This window comes from Nostoc sp., from assembly GCF_036919895.1.
Classification (GTDB): Bacteria; Cyanobacteriota; Cyanobacteriia; order Cyanobacteriales; family Nostocaceae; genus Nostoc.
The window spans coordinates 16,284-35,423 of record NZ_JBALBW010000007.1; the positions used below are offsets into that span (position 1 = coordinate 16,284).

Sequence of the window (19,140 nt, forward strand, 5' to 3'; positions counted from 1 at the left end):
CCTATGTCATTGCAATCTGGATTAGATGCCTTAAAAGACAAGCGTTATCAAGAAGCGGTTAAATTACTCGAAAAATTCTGCCGCGATTGCGCTGAACACGATTCCTCAGATTATCTTTCAGCACAGATGTGGTTGATAAAAGCCTATCAAGCCACAGGCGAAATCGAAAAAGCCAAAATCCTGTGTCAAAAGTTAATGATGAGTGAAAACCCACAGGCTCGCAGTTGGGCAGAACAAGCTAGTCAATCTTTCCGCCAAACGCCAGCAACTCAATCTAACGCCAGCCAAAAAGCTAGTCGCGCCGCCACTACTGGGATGAAATTAGCAATGGGGGGTGTGGGTGGTAGTTTGGCGTTAGCTTCTGCTGTCACCATGACCTTGTTGTTTGGCATGGTGTTTGCTTTAGGTTTGAGCTTAGTATTTATTTTGGGTAGCAACGATCCGCTCCAAGGGCTAGCGATCGCTATTGGTATTACCCTAGTTTTTAATATCGCCGCCTTTTTCCTATCTCCATTTCTCATGGACTTAACTCAAAGCTGGCTTTACCAAACTCGCTGGGTTGAGTTAGCAGAAGTTGAAAGTCTTAGTCCAGAGACAGCTAAAGTTATTCGCCAAGTCTGCGAACAGAAAAAGCTGAAAGCACCACGGTTAGGAATTATTAACGACCAAAACCCCACAGCTTTTACTTATGGTTCATTGCCGAATAGCGCCCGCTTAGTCGTCAGTCAAGGACTTTTTACTTATTTGGATGACGATGAAATTGCTACAGTTTACGCCCATGAATTGGGGCACATCGTCCACTGGGACTTTGCAGTAATGACAGTAGCTTCCACCTTAGTACAAATTTGCTACCTGATTTACAGCACAGCCAGAAGATTTGGGCGTGGTGGCGATAGCAAAATTAAAGATGCAATGCAAACTGCTGCCCTAGTTGCCTACGTGTTTTATCTCATTGGTACTTATCTACTGCTGTACCTATCTCGGACACGGGAATACTTTGCTGACCATTTTGCAGCCGAAAGTACAGGTAATCCCAATGGATTATCCCGCGCTTTGGTAAAGATTGCCTACGGCATCCTAGAAGAAGGTTCGCGGACACAAGAACCCAGCCGTTTAATTGAAGGGACTCGCGCCTTGGGTATCTACGACCATAAAGCCGCCGCTTCTACAGGAACCGCTTACCGCATTTCATCCGATACCCAAAAAATTGGTCGCGTCTTTCTGTGGGATATGTTTAACCCTTGGGGCTGGTGGATGGAATTAAATTCAACTCATCCATTGACAGGTAAGCGAGTTCGTGCATTAAGCACTTATGCCGAACAATTGGGTTTACCAACTGAGTTTGATATGGGGCGAGTTATTGGAGAAGGCAAAACTCTGAGTAAGAGTAAGCTTTACGGCAACTTCTTTTTAGATGTTGTGCTGTACGGCGCTGAAACAATTGGTTTCTTGGTTGGCTTGGTAATGGGTGTGATTCTGTGGTCAAGTTCCCCAAACACAGGTTTAGCATTTGGTGCGCCACTTATTGGCTTAGGCATAGGAATTGTGGTCAAAGCCTTGGTTATGTTCCCCGACTACAAGCAAGCAGCAGAAACTGATATTCTCACGCTGATGTCAGACCCCTACGCCAGTCCGTTACGCGGACAACCGGCAAAGCTAGAAGGTCTACTTATTGGTCGTGGCGACGCTGGTTATAAATTTGGTTCTGATTTAAAAATTCAGGATCGTAGCGGGATGCTTTATCTGCATTACGCCTCACGCTTTGGCCCCATCGGTAATTTCTTGTTTGGGATGAAACGAGTGAAAAGCTTAATTGGCGAACAAGTCGGGGCTGTAGGTTGGTTCCGTCGGGGTATTGCACCTTGGATGGATTTAATTCAACTTCAAAGTGAAAATGGCACTATTGTCAACAGTTACCATCGCTTCTGGTCATTTATCCTTGGTGGTGGATCGATTATCCTGGGAGTGGTCTTGATTATGTTTTTGAGCCGCTAGCTGAGTTTCTAGCCTGCTGTCAAAGCATTTCTCAGTCCATCCAAGCTTTAATTTGCAAAGAGGCGGTAGTAACTGCCTCTTTTTTTAAGACTAACTTACTTACGCCTAAGCATTTGCTAATTCAGCAATATTTACGACTAGCTACACCCACACAATTGCTGATTACGTGCTAAAAAACCTTAAGACTTGTACGTTAAACTTGTTGGTTGCCTTTAACTAGGTTCGCCAGTACTTTCACCAACTTATCTGGCTCGATTGGTTTAGATAGATGAACTTGGAATCCGGCTTCCAGAGCCAGGCGGCGTTCTTCATCTCTAGCAAATGCCGTTAGTGCTACAGCTGGAATCTTCTCGCCACTAAGGGCTTCTTGCGATCGCACTTGGCGAATTAGCGAATAACCATCCTCATCTGGCATTCCGATATCACTGACTAAAATATTTGGTCTCGATCGTACCAGCGCTTCCAAGGCTTCACCTACTGAGCTAACCGATGTCACCTGCGCTCCCGACTGTTGAAGAATGAAGGCAATTAACTCACGAGTATCGGCATTATCATCTACAAGGAGTATTCGCAACCCTTCAAGCGCTAAGAGATTATTGACTTTTACTTCATTACCTTTGATTAACTGCTCTGGTTTCGCTTCTATTAGAGGCAACAAGACTGTAAATGTTGCTCCCCGTTCTTCCCCTTCACTAACTGCATGAACTGTGCCTGAGTGCATTTCTACTAAGTGGTTTACAATTGCCAGTCCCAGCCCCAAACCATTGTCTGCTCTAGTAGTTGTGCTATCAGCTTGACGGAAGCGCTCAAATATATAAGGTAGAAAGTCAGCATTAATTCCCTTCCCTGTGTCAGAGACAGAAATCTTCGCATTTGAGTTTACCTGCTCCAGACACACTTCAACTCGGCCTCCGCTAGGTGTAAACTTGACGGCGTTAGAGAGCAAATTCCAGACTATTTGTTGGAGGCGTTCTGCATCACCCATAACCTCACCTACTGACGAGTCAAGCTTAGATTCAACTCGAATATCTTTAATCTCAGATGTGGGATATACGGACTCAATCGCCGCGTTAATTACAACTATCAGGTCAACTTTACGGAGATTTAGGCGGATTTTACCTTGTACAATCCGTGAAATATCCAGGATATCTTCAATCAGTTTCCTTTGAAGTTTTGCATTTCGTTCGATTGTCTCCAGTGCCTTAGAAGTAACTGCTTCATCCAATTTTCGATTACGGATTACTTGAACCCAACCCAGCATCGAGTTGAGAGGTGTACGAAGTTCGTGAGAAACGATCGCTAAAAATTCGTCTTTAATTCGGTTAGCTTCTTGGGCTTGCCGATAAAGCTGTGCATTTTCAATGGCGGAAGCTGCGCGTTGGGCAACTTCTTCAGCCATTGCTAGGTCTACAATCGTGTAATAGCGCCCTACTTGTGCAGAGGCAAATATAATTGTCCCTAATTTGCGTTTCCGCACTAACAAGGGCACAACCATATAAGACTTAACTTGCAGTAAATTGAGATATTCCTGGTTCCATGTATTTTTCTGCAATGAAGACTCAAGAATGTCTGTAACCAGTTCCGGCTTACCAGTCCGTAAAACCTTTGGTAGTCCATAATCAGCATCGACAGGAATTGGATAGCGTTGTCGGAGTTCTCGCACTAGTGCTTCTTTCTGTGGTTCCGAAGCAGCGATGACTGGGTTAGTAAAGGCTACCGAATTATTTTCAACGACATCTACGATGCAACAATCGGCAAGGGTAGGCACTGCTAGTTGTGCCACACTTGTGAGAGTTGTGCGGTAATCTAAAGAAGATGCCAGCACACGACTTGCTTCAGCCAAAAAATTAGAGCGCCTCTCTGCCGCTTCGGCTGCAATCCGAGCAATTTGCTCGCTGGCAAATAACAGTTTTCGCTCGGACTCTAAACGCCTACGCTTGGTAATATCGCGCATTAGCCAGCGCAGAGCAACTGGCTTACCCTCTTCGTTACGGACGGTAACTACTGTCAAAGCAACATCAAAACAGACTTTTTCTCGTGGTTGTACGCACACTTCCCATTCTCCGCCCTGGTCGAGATGCTGCAACTGAGCCAGATAATTAAAAAAAGCTTGACGATCTGACTGGGCGATAAAACTAACCAACGGTTTACGAATCAAAAATCGCTGTGAGATATTAAGTAAGACAGTAGTAGCTTGGTTAGCTTCGAGAATATTCCCATAAGTATCAGTTACCAAGTAACCATCAGGCGCAAAATCAAATAACTCTTGGTAGCGCTGACGTTCCTTCTCTACTATCATTCGTGTTGCTTGTAGTTCCTCGGAGGCAATTCTCATTTCCTCCAAAGCGATTTTCAGTTCTTCAAAAGCTTCTGCTGTTAGCTCTTGTTGCGAGTACCGGTCACTTGCAGTACTTTGCAATAATATCGTCACCCGTGAGCGTAATGTCTCTATTTGCTGACTAAAATCGTCTACATTCATGTTGCTCACTTTGCTAAGACTGAGAAGCGCACGTGAGAGAAAATATTAAGCAAATACAAGTTCAACTGTACGCTCAAAGCTGAACTCAAAACTATTGCTCAAAAGATAGAGGTTTGTCTTGCCAACACGAGTTCTACAAAATCAATTAAACACAAAGTGCTGTATCTCAGCCTCTAAACATTATGTTATATTAAAAGGTTAATAAAAAAATCTACCTAGAGTGCTGTAGAGCTAGAAACATAATAAGTAGATTTAAGCAAATTTTTTTACAGCTTAAGGATGGACTGATGGTTACAACAACAGTAGCAGAACAAGAGTTTTCGGCTTAACTGAACTGTGTTGCCCTAGTCCCTACTCCTTCCTCTTTTCATTAGCAAGTTGGGCTTTTGCCTGTTGCCAAAGAGTTTCTAACTCATCCAAACTGTAATCAGAAAGGGGGCGATCGCAAACTGCCTCCATTTTTTCTAACCTTTGGACAAATCGCTGATTTGTGCCTTGCAAACCGGCGCTAGGATCGAGATTATGCCAACGCGCTAGTTGAATAACCGCAAACAGTAAATCACCTAATTCTGCTTGTTGTCGTTCGGGTGTTTCCGCAGCTAAAGCCTGTTGAAACTCCCCTAACTCTTCATGAAACTTATCCCAAACACCTTGAATATTTTCCCATTCAAACCCGATCGCCGCAGCCTTTTGAGAAATCTTCATCGCTGCTGTCAATGGGGGAAGAGTCCGCCCATAACGACCGAGTTTAGCACTAAGTTTTTGCGCGTCTGGGGATGGTTCGCCTTTTTCCGCAGCCTTGATTTGTTCCCAATTTTGCCGCACCTCATCCACACTTGTCACCGACACATCACCAAAGACATGAGGATGACGGCGAATCAACTTTTGGGAAATCCCCTGAGTTATTTCTTTGAGGGAAAATTGTCCAGATTCGCTGGCAATTTGGGCTTGCAATACCACCTGTAATAATAAATCGCCTAACTCTTCTGCGATCGCACTTTTATCTCCACTCTTAATTGCATCCACCACCTCATAAGCTTCTTCAATCACATAAGGGGTTAGCGTTTCGGGAGTTTGCGCCAAATCCCACGGACAACCCCCATCAGGCGATCGCAATTTTGCTACTACCTCAATCAATTCTTGCAACGCCGCCAAAGTATCAACTTTGTCACTTGTCATTTGTCATTTGTCCTTTGTCGTTCTTCCGTTGCTCTTTCTGCTAACTGTAACTCGACGATTACCGCGACTTGTAACTTTCCGCTTCTTCATTTTGCCACTAGGAAGCAACCCCCGAATCCCCTGTTTTTGAAAGCGCTTGTATGCCGAACCGCCCCAATCGCTAAGAGAATGACTCATTGCACCAAGTTCTAATCCCAAAAATAGGGCAATACATTCAGTATCGTATTCCACGAGCGATCGCCCCACAGTTCCCCCCAAATCTTGCCAAGTAAAACTCAGATTCCATAACCTCTGGGCAATTGCCAAAACGAAAATTGCCAAGATTGCTAGCAAACACCCCAGATAAAGTATCCGCAGAATTGTGCCAATAATCGGCCCGTGGGATAAAAAAGAACGATGCCGCAGACTTTTTTGATAAGGTAGCCAAATCCAGCGCAAGAAACCCCAGCGTTGAAATTGCACAGAGTAAATATCTAAATCGGGGCCAAACATCAGCCCTCCAAATAGAAACCCGCCTGCAACCAACAAAGTCGCATTGCTACTGCGAGTCTGCCACAAAGTAACGCCCGCCACGAAAGGCAGAGCATACATAGTAATGCGATCGTGCGTCCTACCAGAGGGCATCCTAATTCCTGTTAGCGATAGTGGGGCGTTTAGCCCGTGCTGAATAACTGAATACTGAGCCAGTATAAGAGAAAAAAAGATTTTCCCAAAACTACTAGCGCAATGCGAAGTGGTCTGCTATATTAGTTAAGGATTAGTCAAACGGGCGGTTAGCTCAGTTGGTAGAGCGCCTGCCTTACAAGCAGGACGTCATCAGTTCGAGTCTGGTACTGCCCACTAAGTAAAAAAAGGCTAGAGACAGCTTAAATGTTGTCTCTAGCCTTTTTTAAATGCGTTCAAAAGTTGTCAGTTGTTTTTATAATGAACAACTGACATCCTCAATTAGGTTAGTTTAATGCTGGTTCAGAGTTAGATGAATTTGTCTGATTTTGAGCTAAAGGTTTCCAGTAACTGGCAATTAAGGCAACTATGAGCCACCAGAGGGTATTGACTTCAGGACGATACCAGACAGTATCTACAGTGCCGTGAGCTAGCATACCCAACAAAATAGCGATCGCCCCAATTAACCAAAATCCCTCTCCACTTCTGAGTTGTCGCAATCGTTGGACTTGCAAAAACGCCGTATTAAATGTAACGATTATTAACCAAAGAAAGAAGGCTAAACCAACAAATCCAGTTTCTACAGTCACTTCAAACAAAATCGAATAAGCACTTAAAGCAGTGTAACGAGGGCGTTGGTAGAGAGGATAAACTTTATTAAAAGAGTTGTGACCGGGGCCGATACCAAAAATTGGGCGATCGCGAATCATCTCAAAGACAGCATCCCACACATTTCGGCGAAAATTATTACTACTATCTTTGCGATCGGCAAAAATACTCAAGACCCGAACCTGCACTGGATCTATAAATATCACTGCTAGCAGTAATACCCCGATTAAACCCCCCAAGACAATCGGTAGCGACCAAGTACGCCAAAAAGGAGGCATTTCCAGACTTTTCCAATAAACTAGCAATGCCATCACAGCCAAAACTGCTACCACTAGTCCAATCCAACCGCCACGACTAAAGGTTAGGATCAGGCAAGCAGTATTGACAATTAGCATTGTTAATGCTAGAGCCTTTTTAGGCCAGCTTTGCCATGCAAAAATTGCCACTAAGCTAAAAATTACTGCTGGTAACAGGTATCCAGCCAATAAGTTAGGATTTCCTAAATAACTGTAGACCCTTGTAGTCTTAGACAGAGGAGATTCAGGATCGACCCAAGTTGCCAGTGCTGTGGCTCCAAAAAACCATTGTCGCAATCCATAAACACTGACAATTAACGATACGTGCAGATAAAGAATAATAATCCAAGACCGGAGACGAGGCGACCTTAGTACCCTGGCACAAAGGGCAAATAGTAGCAAATACAAGGTCAACGTTCCCAAGTCGTTAAGTGCTGCCTTTTTCACTGGTGATAATGCTGTTGCGATGACAGCAATTCCCCAATAGAGCAATACCAGCAGGTGAATGGGAGTGACTGACGAGACATTTGCTGGTGTGACTTCATCAGATAAAGTTAACAACAACCAAAATCCCACACAAGCCACCAGCAACAAACCCACCAATGTACTCGAAGCAAAAGGTGCAAGGGCGTATATTAAGCTGAGTAAAGCAGCTGCTATCGCATCTCCCCACTGAAGTAAGATGCTGGTTTGCCGCCAAGAACTTAACAGTCCGACCAGATAACGATGTACGTAACTGGTAGCAAGATATTCTTTGAGCGGTAAAGATGATAAAGTAAATCGTTGCCAGACTAAATTCATAAAAAACATTGCGATCTATTAGCCTGCCGAGGCAGAACTTGGAATAGATCATAATGCCTATGGCTATAAAAAGGTAATAACAGAGATTGCACATCGCGTTATGGCGCTCTTATTTTTAGCCATCAGCTACTACCTTTAATCCGAAACCACTTCAGCCAATATCAAATTAAGATAGCCATTCATGTACTTAGTACTCAACAATATAGTTGAAAATACCTTTTTCCCAATCCCCATAATTAGACATCGCTAATTGCTTGTGAGGAAGTTGTCAGTTGGAGTGGCAAAGAAAGCACATAACGATATCCTGATTCGGGTGAACCTTGAATCAAAATTTGTCCCCTATGCAACTCTGCCAGTTGACAACTTAGCAATAGCCCCAAGCTTTCACGAGAGAGAGTTCCAGTTGATTTAGCTAAATTTATACCTGCACTAGCAGCAAAGAAATTTGAGTGGGAATCACTCAAGTTTTTTGAATTGTCCACTGCAACAGATGAAGTATCTAGTTGCTTCTGGCTTTCTGTATGAGTATTGTAAGTTGCAACTTCGCCTGTTAACTCCAGCAGCGACAAAGAATTGAGACGGAAGTAGGGATCAACCTCTGTTATGCCATCTCCTAACCAGGGATGGGAAACCCAAATAGTAATGTTGAGTGTATCTTCCTTGTAAGATACATGAATGCGAACAACGCTACCTGTAGCCGAAAGTTGAATCACACTGAAAACCAGGTGATAAAGGATTTGTCGCACTTTGTCTTTATCTAAAGGCCAAATGCGATTGCGTCCCGGTTCTATAGAGAGGCGAATATCTTGCTCGCGCCGATTAGCCACTTCTTCTAAGGTATTGATAGCTTGTTGACACAGCATTTCGATATCCACAGGAGCTACATTAAGTACAGTTGAGTTGTCATCCATAGCTCCTAGTTCAGTAATTTCATTTACTAGGGAAAGTAAATATCGACCACTGTGTTGGATAATTTCCAAATATTCTCTTTGCTTAGTCGTCAAAGGCCCATAAATCTCACGTCCTAAAACGCCAGCCATACCGAGTACAGATGTTAAGGGCGTGCGTAACTCCTGAGTTAGCTGACCTAAAAGTTCTAACTTCAGTTGCTTGGTAGAAACAGAGTCGCTATCTTTAGTGGGTGCGGTGATTTTAATCTCTGTGTTCCGTTCGTCATTGAGTGAAAATATAGGAGGTATCGCAGCAGTCCTTGATTCGAGTTTCCCTTGCAGGAGTCGGTTACGCTCAAATTCACTCATGCTCCAACGAGCTATGATTTGCAAAAACTCAATATCTCGGTTTGTAAAATTGCGCGGCACTAAATCCATCACCGCCAATGCACCCAAACAATGCCCTTCAGCATCAATTAGTGGCGCTCCTAAGTAAGCACGAATACCATAATCCTGCACCAATTTGCTGCCGGCGAGTACTGGGTCTGTAAGTTTATGAGTATCATTAATTACAAATATTTGAAGACTCTCTACTACCTGAGTGCAGAACGATTCCTGGCGTGACAGTTGACGGCTTTGTGCTAAATGATTCATTAGCCCTAGCCTAGATAAGCCCACCGATGACTTGAACCAGTGACGTTCTTGATCTACAAATCCCAATATGGAAATTGGTGCTTCCAAAAAGTGGGCAGCAGTCTGTGTAGCTTCTTCAAAAACCGGAATCGTTTCTGGTTGCCGCAAACCTAAATCTGACAAAGCTTTGAGGCGTTGTTGTTCTCTTGATTCATGAGAATCCCAACCATCCTTTAGGGCAAATAATTTGTTTTCAGGCTCTATCATTGCCACTGCTACCTTAATAATTTCTCGATACTGTGAATTGATATAAGCTCTATTTCTAGGTTATCAATTGCTATTTTTAAGCATTCCCTAATTTTGCCTCTGACAAACAAATTTGGGGCAAAAATTTTTTACCCAGGCGACACGGTATCTACAAGTTACTAGCTACTGGTGCTGAATGTTCTTTATTTAGAACTGGTGTAGCCTTTGTTGCTTAAGATTTTACAGTCAGACTGCGTTAGATTTGGATTCAACGAGGGTAAGCTAATGCTAAGAATACAATAGAAAGGATCTGTAATTCTTTATGTACAGAAGGAAAAATTCTGACTGGGATATTCAAAGTAAATTTACTTATGAAAAATATATGCATGTAATTTATATAGCAGTTTCTACTTATAACAGCTAGCATCGGTAGCTGACAATCCTAGATAGTTAATATAAGTCTCGATTCAATAGATTAAACCTATTACAATTTCATGCTGAAAATTGTGCAGGCTTTTCTATTTTTGCATCCTAGGAAATATTTTTTGAGGACAATGGGTAATGAATAAAATGACCATTAGAGTTCCTTTTGTAGACCTGAAGTTACAACACGAACCAATTCAAACGCAATTACAAGATGCAATCCAATCTGTATTGGAACAGGGAGATTTTATTTTAGGGCAAGCTCTCTCAGATTTTGAAGCAGCATTTGCGGCAGTTTCTGGGGCAGCTTATGGGGTTGGTGTTGCATCAGGAACAGATGCGATCGCTCTTGGATTGCAAGCGTGTAATATTGGTGCTGGTGATGAGGTGATTTTACCAGCCAACACTTTTATCGCTACCTTAATTGGGGTTATACGGGCTGGCGCAAAGCCAATTCTGGTAGATTGCGATCGCCAAACAGCTTTAATTGACTTAAGAAAAGCAGCAAAGGCAATTACACCTCATACCAAAGCAATTATTCCTGTGCATCTTTATGGTCAAATGGTATCACCACGCGAACTAATAAACTTTGCCGATACCTACAAACTACTAATTTTTGAAGATGCCGCCCAAGCACACCTCGCCGAAAGAGACGGATATCATGCTGGTTCAGTAGGAATAGCAGCAGCTTTTAGTTTCTATCCCAGCAAAAATTTGGGAGCATTTGGGGATGGAGGAATGCTGCTGACACGAGATGCAGATGTAGCCCAGAAGATGGTGCGCTTGCGAAATTACGGTGCATCGCAAAAGTATTTTCATACTGAAGCAGGTACGAATAGCCGCTTGGATACTTTACAAGCAGCAGTTTTGCACCAAAAATTACCATATTTGCCACAGTGGAATCGCGATCGCTTAACTATAGCCCAACAGTATGATAGCGAACTAGCACCTTTGGCAACTACTGGTATTATCCCTATAGAAAACCAAAGTGGTGCAGGACACGTTTATCATCTTTATGTGATTAAAATTGATGATTCTTGCCCGATAGAGCGCCAGCAACTCCAGGAAAAACTCACAGCAGTAGGAATTCAAACTGGCATTCACTACCCAATTCCTTGTCATCTCCAGCCGGCATTCACTAACTTAGGCTACCAGCCTGGAGATTTTCCAGAATCAGAAAAACTGTCACAGCAAATCTTATCATTACCGATGTATCCTGGTTTGAGCAGTAGCCAAGTTAAAGAAGTTGTAGCTGCGATCGCTCATGCAGTCTCAACAACTTCTAAGGTAGATGAAGCCTCCACTGCCGGCCTTGGCAGCGTGGTAGCCTGATGTTAATTCATACTTATATATACATCATATGTACATCTAACAATTAGAAATCTGTCCTTTGTCAGTTGTCCTTTGCAAATGACCAATAACCAATGACCAATGACTAATAAAAATCATGGCACTCCAGCAACAGATAAAAAATAGGAACGCCTCAGACTTATTAAATCTAGCTACTATAGGCGTTTTGCTGCTGCTTTTTGCTCCTATATTGCTACACTGGTTCGATGGTTGGCTGCACAAAAATATCAGTACAGAACACGAATATTTCAGCCACGGAATTATTGGTTTACCATTTGCGGCTTATCTAGTCTGGATGAACCGGAAAAAGTGGAAACGTTTGCCAGATACGATCCATCCTTTGAGCGCTGTTGTATTGTTATTCGGGGCAGTGTTTTATCTTAGCGGTGTTACAGAGTGGGTTAACCTTTCCTTGCCCGTTATCCTGGTAGGATTATGCTTATGGTTTAAAGGAAGAGCAGGTTTGCGATCGCAAGGATTCCCCCTGCTACTAGTGTTTTTGGCAACCCCAACAGCAATGCCATATTTGATTGCTCCCTATACCTTGCCTCTTCAAAGCTTCATCGCTGGTACAGCAGGCTTCATCCTGAATCAATTTGGTATGGATGTAACCGTAAACGAGGTAAATCTCTATGTGGGAGGAAGGATTGTGGAAGTTGCTCCCTATTGTGCTGGGCTGAAAATGTTGTTCACGACTCTCTACGTAGGCTTGATGCTGCTTTATTGGACAGATGCTTTGTCTTCACGCCGCACAACTATATCGTTTTTATCTCTTGCTGCGATCGTTAGTATTACTGCGAATATCATTCGTAATACTTTACTGACTTTCTTTCACGGCACAGGTCAAGAAGCAGCTTTTAAATGGCTCCATGAGGGTTGGGGTGGTGATGTCTACTCTGCTTGTATGCTGGTGTCATTAGTGCCCTTACTGAATTGGCTTAATAGCTATTTTTCAGCATCTCAAGAAACTCAGCAAGAAGCGGAAAGTTAGAATTATTGAGCATGGGGTATGGGTTAATTTCTTTTTTTCCCTGCTCCCCCACTTAATTCTCTACTCATAAATATTACTGAACTCATGGTGTGATTTTATGAAGTAAAATTCTGCCTAAGTATTACAAATTTTACTGATGATTTCCTTCTCCAAGTTTTTCAAGGAAAACCAATTGAGTCAAGTAGCAGCACTTTTATTACTGCTACTGCTACTAGCAATAGGGGCGGTTCCTGGATACCTGACAGGACACTGGCAATGGAAACAGCCCCCACCTATTACTACCCTCAACGAGTTAAAAGAGATCCGTAACACTGGGTTAACCCTTCCTGGTTGGCAAACTATTGAACAAGCAGACCAGGAAATTGGCGAACATAAATGGTCTTTACAACTACTTAAAAAACAAGGTTCTCAATCCCAGGCAATCCTGCTTTTGCTGCCGCAAAATGGGCCTATGGATCAACCAGAAGTAGAGTGGACAGATGTTAACGGTTGGGGAAGGTCACGGTGGGGAAAGTGGGATGTAGCTCAATTTCGTTCTGCTGAATTTACTGTGAAATCGCCTGCAAAGTCGGCTTCTAATGTCGTAACTAAAGTAGAAGCTAGGTTTTTTCGCGCCGTCACACCACAGCAAACCTTCGCTGTCTTGCAATGGTACGCTATGCCAGACGGTGGGAATCCATCACCTTTTCACTGGTTCTTGGTAGATCAATTGGCCCAGTGGCGTAAGCAACGCATTCCCTGGGTAAGTGTAAGCATTCTGATCCCAATGGAACCTTTAGGGCAAGTAGAAACATCTTGGTCTTTAGCCCAGTCTATCGGAGAAACAGTGCAAGCTGAATTGATGGCAGGCCCTTTGTAGAGTCAGTGACACATGCATTTGTGCAAAGATTGATCAACAGTATCTCTATAATTTATTCAGGCTAAAACTCAGCTAAAAGATGTTAACAATATACAATTTATAGCGATTATCTATGAGTTTGCATGGAATAAAAGGATTTTGCCCCTTGTCTTACCGCAGCTTCCGAAAAAGTTGATATTAGAAATTCAATTTAGCAAAATTATTCTCTTTTTCTTGGTAAATACTTGCAGATACAAGAGACATATAGGACATTTTTAGAGTAAAATAACCACTCGGCGCGACTAATTTCTATATCAGTATTTTTACACCGATGTTCATAGCTCCCAGTTATTATATGCGTGGATTTAGCGCCCTGTGTTTTGTCAGTCTTCAAGTAGGAGTTTTCTTGATAACACCTATCCAACTTGTTGTTGCCCAGCCTTTTTCTCCTCAAGGACAATCACCAAGACAACCCCCATCGCCTGTGCCAGGTACTGAGTTTGTACCTCCAGGTGCAAATAACGAAATTTCCCCACAACTCAGCCGCTACCTGTTGGGGCCAGGAGATGGAATTGGCATTGTGCTTCAGCGTCCTCCTGGGCCATACCGCTTAGGCATAGGAGATGGAATTAGCGTTTCAGTTCAGCGCTTTCCAGATTTGAGCTTTCAAGCTTTAATCAACCCAGAAGGTAATATTGTGGTGCCGTTACTGGGAACAGTTTTCTTACAAGGTTTAACTTTGAAAGAAGCTCAAGAAAAAATTCGCTTGGGTTTAAATCTTTATGTAGTCGATCCGGTAATAGTTTTAGCCTTAGCAACGCAGCGTCAAGACTTGAGTTTTCAAGCTGTAATTAGTCCAGAAGGCAACATCATAGTACCGCAAGTAGGAACGGTGTCATTACAAGGTTTAACCTTGGAAGAAGCTCAAGAGAAAATTCGCTTAGGCTTGAGTCGCATCTTCCCAGATCCAATCGTAGTAGTATCCTTGGTTGGGACGCGACCAGTCCAAGTTACCATTAGCGGGGAAATATCTCGACCAGGAATTTATCCGATTAACTCAACAACACCCCGTGTTGCTGATGCTTTGCTAATATCTGGTGGTTCAACGTTGAATGCAGACCTCCGACAAATACAAGTACGCCGCAAGTTAATCGATGGTTCTGTGATTTCACAAACTATTGACTTATATGCAGCACTGCAAAATGGCGGTTCAATTCCTAATTTACGCTTACAAGACGGAGATGCGATACTCGTCCCCCGTCGTGAAGTTGGTAATGATGACGGTTATGACCGCAATTTGGTAGCACGTTCATCCTTAGCTACACCACAGATTAGAGTCCGGGTTTTAAACTATGCTGCGGGAGGTATTTCCGTTCAAGCGCTGCCTAACGGCAGTACATTTGTAGATGCTTTAGGAGGAGTAAATCTTGATACTGCTAATCTTCGGGATATAGCTCTGGTTCGCTTCGATCCTGAACGAGGTAAAACTGTTACCCAGAAACTTGATGCTAAAAAAGCTCTAGGAGGCGATGCGTCTCAAAATGTGGCACTTCAAGATAATGATGTTCTTGTTGTTGGTCGGAACCTCATCGGTAGAATTACTAATTTACTGACTACTATTACCCAACCCTTCTTCAATGTTCAATCTTTTCTGCGATTTTTTGACAACTTCGGTGGCGGTGGCTCAAATTAATCAGTATACAAGAAGGATACAGTTTGTAAATAGTTGGGAGTGGAGGAAGCCACATCTCCAACTTATCTTTGAATTTGTTAATGGAAAAATATTAGAGATATCAACCGATATATACACTAGGAAGTTGATAGCGTCCTTATATAAAAGTCACTATCTTTAGTTTGGTTCTTCCTAGTTTTTAATTTTTTTAGCGCAGCGTTAGAGAGTCTGCGAGCGTCATTTTTAATTTTTAATTGGAGCGAAGCGACCATGACCCCACCAATTGTTAAGCGCTATCTTATTGCTTTTGAAAAATACAAGTGGATTGGACTAGCTAGTTTTGGTTTAGTTGTAGTGGGGTCAACGGTGGTGGCTATGCAGCCAGATCCACCTACTAACTACATAGCATCTTCCGCCCTTACCTATGGTGGCCCACCAGTTTCTTTCTCAACAACTGGTAGTCAAATCCAACAGCAAGGAAAGGAACTGAATGAAGAACTTTTATTATCAAACCAGATAATTGCCACAGTGGCACAGAAAGTAAATCTCAAACCGAAACAACTCGGTGCAAGTATTGTGCTTTCTTTACCTAAAAAGAATGCCAGAAGTGGAGAATTTGAAACGAGTATCTTTGAACTGAAATATGTAGATAGTGACCCCAAAAGAGGTATAGAAGTATTGGCAGAATTGATGCAATCAATGATTAAGTTGAGTAGTGACATCAATACTGGGCGATTACAAGCAATTATTCAAAAAATTAACGATCGCTTACCACAAGCCAAACGAGAACTCCAAGTTGCTGAAAAGAAGTTAGAACAGTACGATCGCGTTGAGCGAACGGCAATATTAGCAGCCGAAAATGGCAGTTTGTTAAGCGCCATTACTGCCAGCCAAAATCTTCAACGGCAAATGCAATTAACCATTTCTGGGCTTGATGGTCAAATTCGCAGCTTACAAAGTAAGTTAGGCTTAACAGTCGCACAAGCTTATATCTCTTCTGCTTTGAGTGCCGATCCAATTATTGGGAATTTACGAGCGCAAATTTATCAAAGCGAGTCTCAAATTGCTGTACTCAGAAAAGATTTGCGACCAGAACACCCAACGATGATTCAGTTGCAGCGTCAGAAACAAGCGGCTGAGGAATTGCTACGACAACGTGCTGCTGAGGTGTTAGGTGGTGATGGTGCATCTGCTCCGCTTCAGGGTAGCGTTGCAGGTATTCGCACCCAAAGTAGTTTAGATCCAGCCCGCCAGCAATTGGCAAACCAAATGGTGTCTTTGCAAACCCAACGTGAGACACTGCAACAACAACTAGTTCAAGAAACCCAACAAGAAGCGCGACTACGGCAAGAGTATTCTCTGATACCCAATAAGCAATTAGAGCGATCGCGTTTAGAACAAGAGGTTGGACTCAAAAAAGCTATCTATGACCAAATGCAGGTGAAGCTAACTGATGCTAAAACCGCCGAGGCAGAAACTACCAGCAGCCTCAGCATTGCCAGACCACCCACAGCTGTTGCCGACATCAAACCCCCTAAGAGTATACCTATTACCCTTGCTGTGGGAGGTTTCTTAGGTGTGGTAATTGGTGGCGGGGTAATATTTTTACTGGGATCGCTGGAAGGGACTTTCAAAACCAGGGAGGATATTCGCGAGAGCCTCAAGCAAAGGGATGTGGCAGTGTTGGGAGAATTGCCTTTAATGCCTGTTGATGATTTCGATCGAGAAACTGTGCCTGTGGTACTTTCCGCCGATTCTCCTTATTTAGAATTTTATGAGAAGTTCCGCAGTAATCTGCGCCGAATTGGTGGTAACAACTTAAAAGTGGTTTTGATTACTAGCACCAGTAGCTTAGAAGGCAAGACCGCAAGTGCTTATAACTTGGGTATAGCTTCTGCCCGGGCTGGCAAAAGAACCTTGATTATCGAAACAGATTTGCGATCGCCTTCTCGTTGTACATCCCTGAAAGTAATTCCTGACACCGAGTCTACTATTGAACCCCTGCGTTATTACGCTAACTTAAGTGAATGTATTCGTTTAGTTCCTGATGTAGAAAATTTATATATTATTCCGAGTCCTGGGCCTGTGCGGCAATCAGCAGCTATTCTTGAGTCTAGCGAAATGCGGCGGCTGATAGAGGATGTCCGCGAACGTTTTGATTTAGTTATTTTAGACACTAGTCCCCTCAGCATATCCAATGATCCCCTGTTAATTCAACCTTATAGCGATGGCATGGTAATAGTGGCGCGACCACACTATACACAAGAGAATATGCTAGGTGAAGCTATCGATCAATTGGTTGAATCGGAACTAGGATTGTTAGGAGCAATTATCAATGGCGCTGATATTATTGTTTCTCTACCTGAACAAGTCTTACAATCACCAACGACATCTGAGGTAGAATCGGAAACTGTTGAAAAATCAGAAGAAGTGTCAGCAGGTGCCAAATAAGAACGAGATTGAATTACCAATACCCAATTATCCATTAGTCACGTCTAAACAACCCAAATAGGGGAGCAAGAATTACGCCAAAAGCAAAACCACCAATGTGCGCCCAATAGGCAACTCCACCAGTTTGCACAGTCATATTAGCGGCTGTTTGCAGGGTAGCAAGACCGGAGATTAAATTCTGCACCACAAAAAGTCCAATTATTACTAATGCTGGAATTCTAATTGTGGTGATAAAAAAACCCAAAAATACTAAGGTCATGACTTTAGCGTGCGGAAAGCGGATAATATACGCACCCAAAACCCCAGAAATTGCACCACTTGCTCCCAAGGAAGGAATCTCAGAATTCATGGCAATAAACCATTGGCACGAGGCAGCTAAAGCACCACATGCCAAATAAAAAATTAAATATTTGAAATGTCCTAAACGGTCTTCAATGTTGTTGCCAAAAATCCAGAGAAACAACATATTTGAGATTAAGTGCCACCAACCACCATGTAAGAATTGCGACGTAAATAACGTTATCCACTCTCCACTCAAATTGGTGGTTAACTCTTGAGGTATTACTGCATACTGACTTAAAAACTGACTCAATTGTGCATTTGATAGGCTCACCTCATGAACAAAAACTAAAACATTCATGCCAATCAACCCGTAGGTGAAATACGGGGTGGTTCGCGTCGGATTTTCGTCGTAGAGGGGAAACACAGGTGTTTTTCCTAAATTATTTACTAACTGCAATATAGCTTGTAAGGCTAGCAGTTGCGAAGGTTAGGCAATTTCACTTATTAAATCAAACAGTATAATTGAGGGGTGTTACGATTACCAAGATTCTTCCTGTGATTTATCGTTAAATAAACCCAATAGTGGGCCGAGAATTGCCCCAAAGATAAACCCACCTGCATGGGCCCAGTAGGCAATACCGCCGCTTTCCATGCCGATGTTGGTACGTGTTTCAAAACTAGCAAGTCCGTAAAAGGCTTGTTCGAGAAACCAGAATCCTAAAAAGAAATAGGCGGGAACGCGGAAAGTCGGGAAGAAAAATCCTAAAGGTACAACACCTAGAACTTCGGCATTTGGAAAGCGGAGAATGTATGCACCCATGACACCTGCGATCGCACCACTCGCACCCAAAGAAGGAATGCTAGAATCTTGAGCGAAGAACCACTGTGTTAAAGATGCCAAAACACCGCAAGATAAATAAAACAGTAAATATTTGGCATGGCCTAACTTATCTTCAACGTTGTTACCAAAAATCCAGAGAAACAGCATATTACCTGCTAAGTGCAAGAAACCACCATGCAAAAATTGCGAGGTAATCAAAGTTGCCCACTCTGGTACTGGTTGATGTAGAGAAGTACCACCAAAGCTTAAGGTGAGTTCTCGTGGAACTACAGCCGCAAGGTGTAAAAACCCATTTAATGCTTGTGGGGGAAGACTTGCTTCATAAAGAAAAGCGAGGATATTAGCAGCAATCAACCCATAAGTTACATAAGGCGTGATTTTGGTCGGATTATTATCGCTAATTGGAACCACGGGCGTTTTTTCCTGATTCTAAGGCACAAACTCAACAATACTGAATTTTGCAAGTAGTTTCTTCTACCTCGTGGATGGATTTCGCTTTGG

13 protein-coding genes and 1 tRNA gene are annotated in these 19,140 nt (G+C 42.9%); 7 read left to right on the forward strand and 7 right to left on the reverse strand.

The genetic code is table 11. The features are described from left to right. Positions 1–3: 3 nt before the first annotated feature. Positions 4–1,995 carry a zinc metalloprotease HtpX gene (locus V7K55_RS00930; protein WP_334827232.1) on the forward strand — a complete coding sequence of 664 codons (1,992 nt, stop codon included), beginning with the start codon at positions 4–6 and terminating at the stop codon, positions 1,993–1,995. Positions 1,996–2,188: 193 nt separating this feature from the next. Here the strand turns inward: V7K55_RS00930 and V7K55_RS00935 are convergent, their stop codons facing one another. From V7K55_RS00935 to V7K55_RS00945, 3 genes are all read right to left on the reverse strand, one after another. Beyond that, positions 2,189–4,474: a PAS domain-containing hybrid sensor histidine kinase/response regulator gene (locus V7K55_RS00935; protein ID WP_334827234.1), complete on the reverse strand. Its 2,286-nt coding sequence runs from the start codon at positions 4,472–4,474 to the stop codon at positions 2,189–2,191. A 351-nt stretch (positions 4,475–4,825) separates the two neighbouring features. Next, the gene (gene mazG, locus V7K55_RS00940) at positions 4,826–5,653 is read right to left on the reverse strand and encodes a nucleoside triphosphate pyrophosphohydrolase (protein WP_334827237.1); all 828 of its coding nucleotides are present in this window, start codon (positions 5,651–5,653) and stop codon (positions 4,826–4,828) included. 3 nt (positions 5,654–5,656) lie between these two features. Beyond that, positions 5,657–6,277, reverse strand: coding sequence for a metal-binding protein (locus V7K55_RS00945; RefSeq protein ID WP_334827239.1), 621 nt, complete (start codon positions 6,275–6,277; stop codon positions 5,657–5,659). Positions 6,278–6,420: 143 nt separating this feature from the next. Here V7K55_RS00945 and V7K55_RS00950 point away from each other — a divergent pair. Next, positions 6,421–6,493, forward strand: a tRNA-Val gene (locus V7K55_RS00950). A 110-nt stretch (positions 6,494–6,603) separates the two neighbouring features. Here V7K55_RS00950 and V7K55_RS00955 read toward each other — a convergent pair. Beyond that, positions 6,604–8,022, reverse strand: a complete 1,419-nt coding sequence (locus tag V7K55_RS00955) for an IctB family putative bicarbonate transporter (protein ID WP_334827241.1) — start codon at positions 8,020–8,022, stop codon at positions 6,604–6,606. A 236-nt stretch (positions 8,023–8,258) separates the two neighbouring features. Then, entirely contained in the window at positions 8,259–9,812 is a 1,554-nt protein-coding gene (locus V7K55_RS00960; protein WP_334827243.1) for a GAF domain-containing sensor histidine kinase, read from the reverse strand. A gap of 540 nt (positions 9,813–10,352) precedes the next feature. On the opposite strand from V7K55_RS00960, the gene V7K55_RS00965 reads away from it, so the two are divergent. From V7K55_RS00965 to V7K55_RS00985, 5 genes are all read left to right on the forward strand, one after another. Beyond that, positions 10,353–11,546 (forward strand): DegT/DnrJ/EryC1/StrS family aminotransferase, encoded by a 1,194-nt coding sequence (locus tag V7K55_RS00965; RefSeq protein ID WP_334827245.1) that lies wholly within the window; start codon positions 10,353–10,355, stop codon positions 11,544–11,546. Between the two features lie 115 nt (positions 11,547–11,661). Next, positions 11,662–12,555, forward strand: coding sequence for a cyanoexosortase B (gene crtB, locus V7K55_RS00970; protein WP_334827247.1), 894 nt, complete (start codon positions 11,662–11,664; stop codon positions 12,553–12,555). 136 nt (positions 12,556–12,691) lie between these two features. Beyond that, complete coding sequence (locus V7K55_RS00975; protein ID WP_334827249.1) at positions 12,692–13,414, forward strand: cyanoexosortase B system-associated protein; 723 nt, start codon at positions 12,692–12,694, stop codon at positions 13,412–13,414. Between the two features lie 310 nt (positions 13,415–13,724). Next, positions 13,725–15,086, forward strand: coding sequence for a polysaccharide biosynthesis/export family protein (locus V7K55_RS00980; protein ID WP_334827251.1), 1,362 nt, complete (start codon positions 13,725–13,727; stop codon positions 15,084–15,086). Positions 15,087–15,335: 249 nt separating this feature from the next. After that, positions 15,336–17,516, forward strand: a complete 2,181-nt coding sequence (locus V7K55_RS00985) for a GumC family protein (RefSeq protein WP_334827253.1) — start codon at positions 15,336–15,338, stop codon at positions 17,514–17,516. 34 nt (positions 17,517–17,550) lie between these two features. Here V7K55_RS00985 and V7K55_RS00990 read toward each other — a convergent pair whose 3' ends face one another. Beyond that, positions 17,551–18,222, reverse strand: a complete 672-nt coding sequence (locus V7K55_RS00990) for a rhomboid family intramembrane serine protease (RefSeq protein WP_334827458.1) — start codon at positions 18,220–18,222, stop codon at positions 17,551–17,553. Positions 18,223–18,336: 114 nt separating this feature from the next. Next, positions 18,337–19,050 (reverse strand): rhomboid family intramembrane serine protease, encoded by a 714-nt coding sequence (locus tag V7K55_RS00995; protein WP_334827255.1) that lies wholly within the window; start codon positions 19,048–19,050, stop codon positions 18,337–18,339. Between the last annotated feature and the right edge of the window lie 90 nt (positions 19,051–19,140).

What these genes read in the sequence shown, in the direction of transcription:
- V7K55_RS00930 (WP_334827232.1), top strand. Translation starts at nt 4, where the DNA reads ATGTCATTGCAATCTGGATTAGATGCCTTAAAAGACAAGCGTTATCAA.
- V7K55_RS00935 (WP_334827234.1), bottom strand. Translation starts at nt 4,474, where the DNA reads ATGAATGTAGACGATTTTAGTCAGCAAATAGAGACATTACGCTCACGG.
- mazG (WP_334827237.1), bottom strand. Translation starts at nt 5,653, where the DNA reads ATGACAAGTGACAAAGTTGATACTTTGGCGGCGTTGCAAGAATTGATT.
- V7K55_RS00945 (WP_334827239.1), bottom strand. Translation starts at nt 6,277, where the DNA reads ATGCCCTCTGGTAGGACGCACGATCGCATTACTATGTATGCTCTGCCT.
- V7K55_RS00955 (WP_334827241.1), bottom strand. Translation starts at nt 8,022, where the DNA reads ATGAATTTAGTCTGGCAACGATTTACTTTATCATCTTTACCGCTCAAA.
- V7K55_RS00960 (WP_334827243.1), bottom strand. Translation starts at nt 9,812, where the DNA reads ATGATAGAGCCTGAAAACAAATTATTTGCCCTAAAGGATGGTTGGGAT.
- V7K55_RS00965 (WP_334827245.1), top strand. Translation starts at nt 10,353, where the DNA reads ATGAATAAAATGACCATTAGAGTTCCTTTTGTAGACCTGAAGTTACAA.
- crtB (WP_334827247.1), top strand. Translation starts at nt 11,662, where the DNA reads ATGGCACTCCAGCAACAGATAAAAAATAGGAACGCCTCAGACTTATTA.
- V7K55_RS00975 (WP_334827249.1), top strand. Translation starts at nt 12,692, where the DNA reads ATGATTTCCTTCTCCAAGTTTTTCAAGGAAAACCAATTGAGTCAAGTA.
- V7K55_RS00980 (WP_334827251.1), top strand. Translation starts at nt 13,725, where the DNA reads ATGTTCATAGCTCCCAGTTATTATATGCGTGGATTTAGCGCCCTGTGT.
- V7K55_RS00985 (WP_334827253.1), top strand. Translation starts at nt 15,336, where the DNA reads ATGACCCCACCAATTGTTAAGCGCTATCTTATTGCTTTTGAAAAATAC.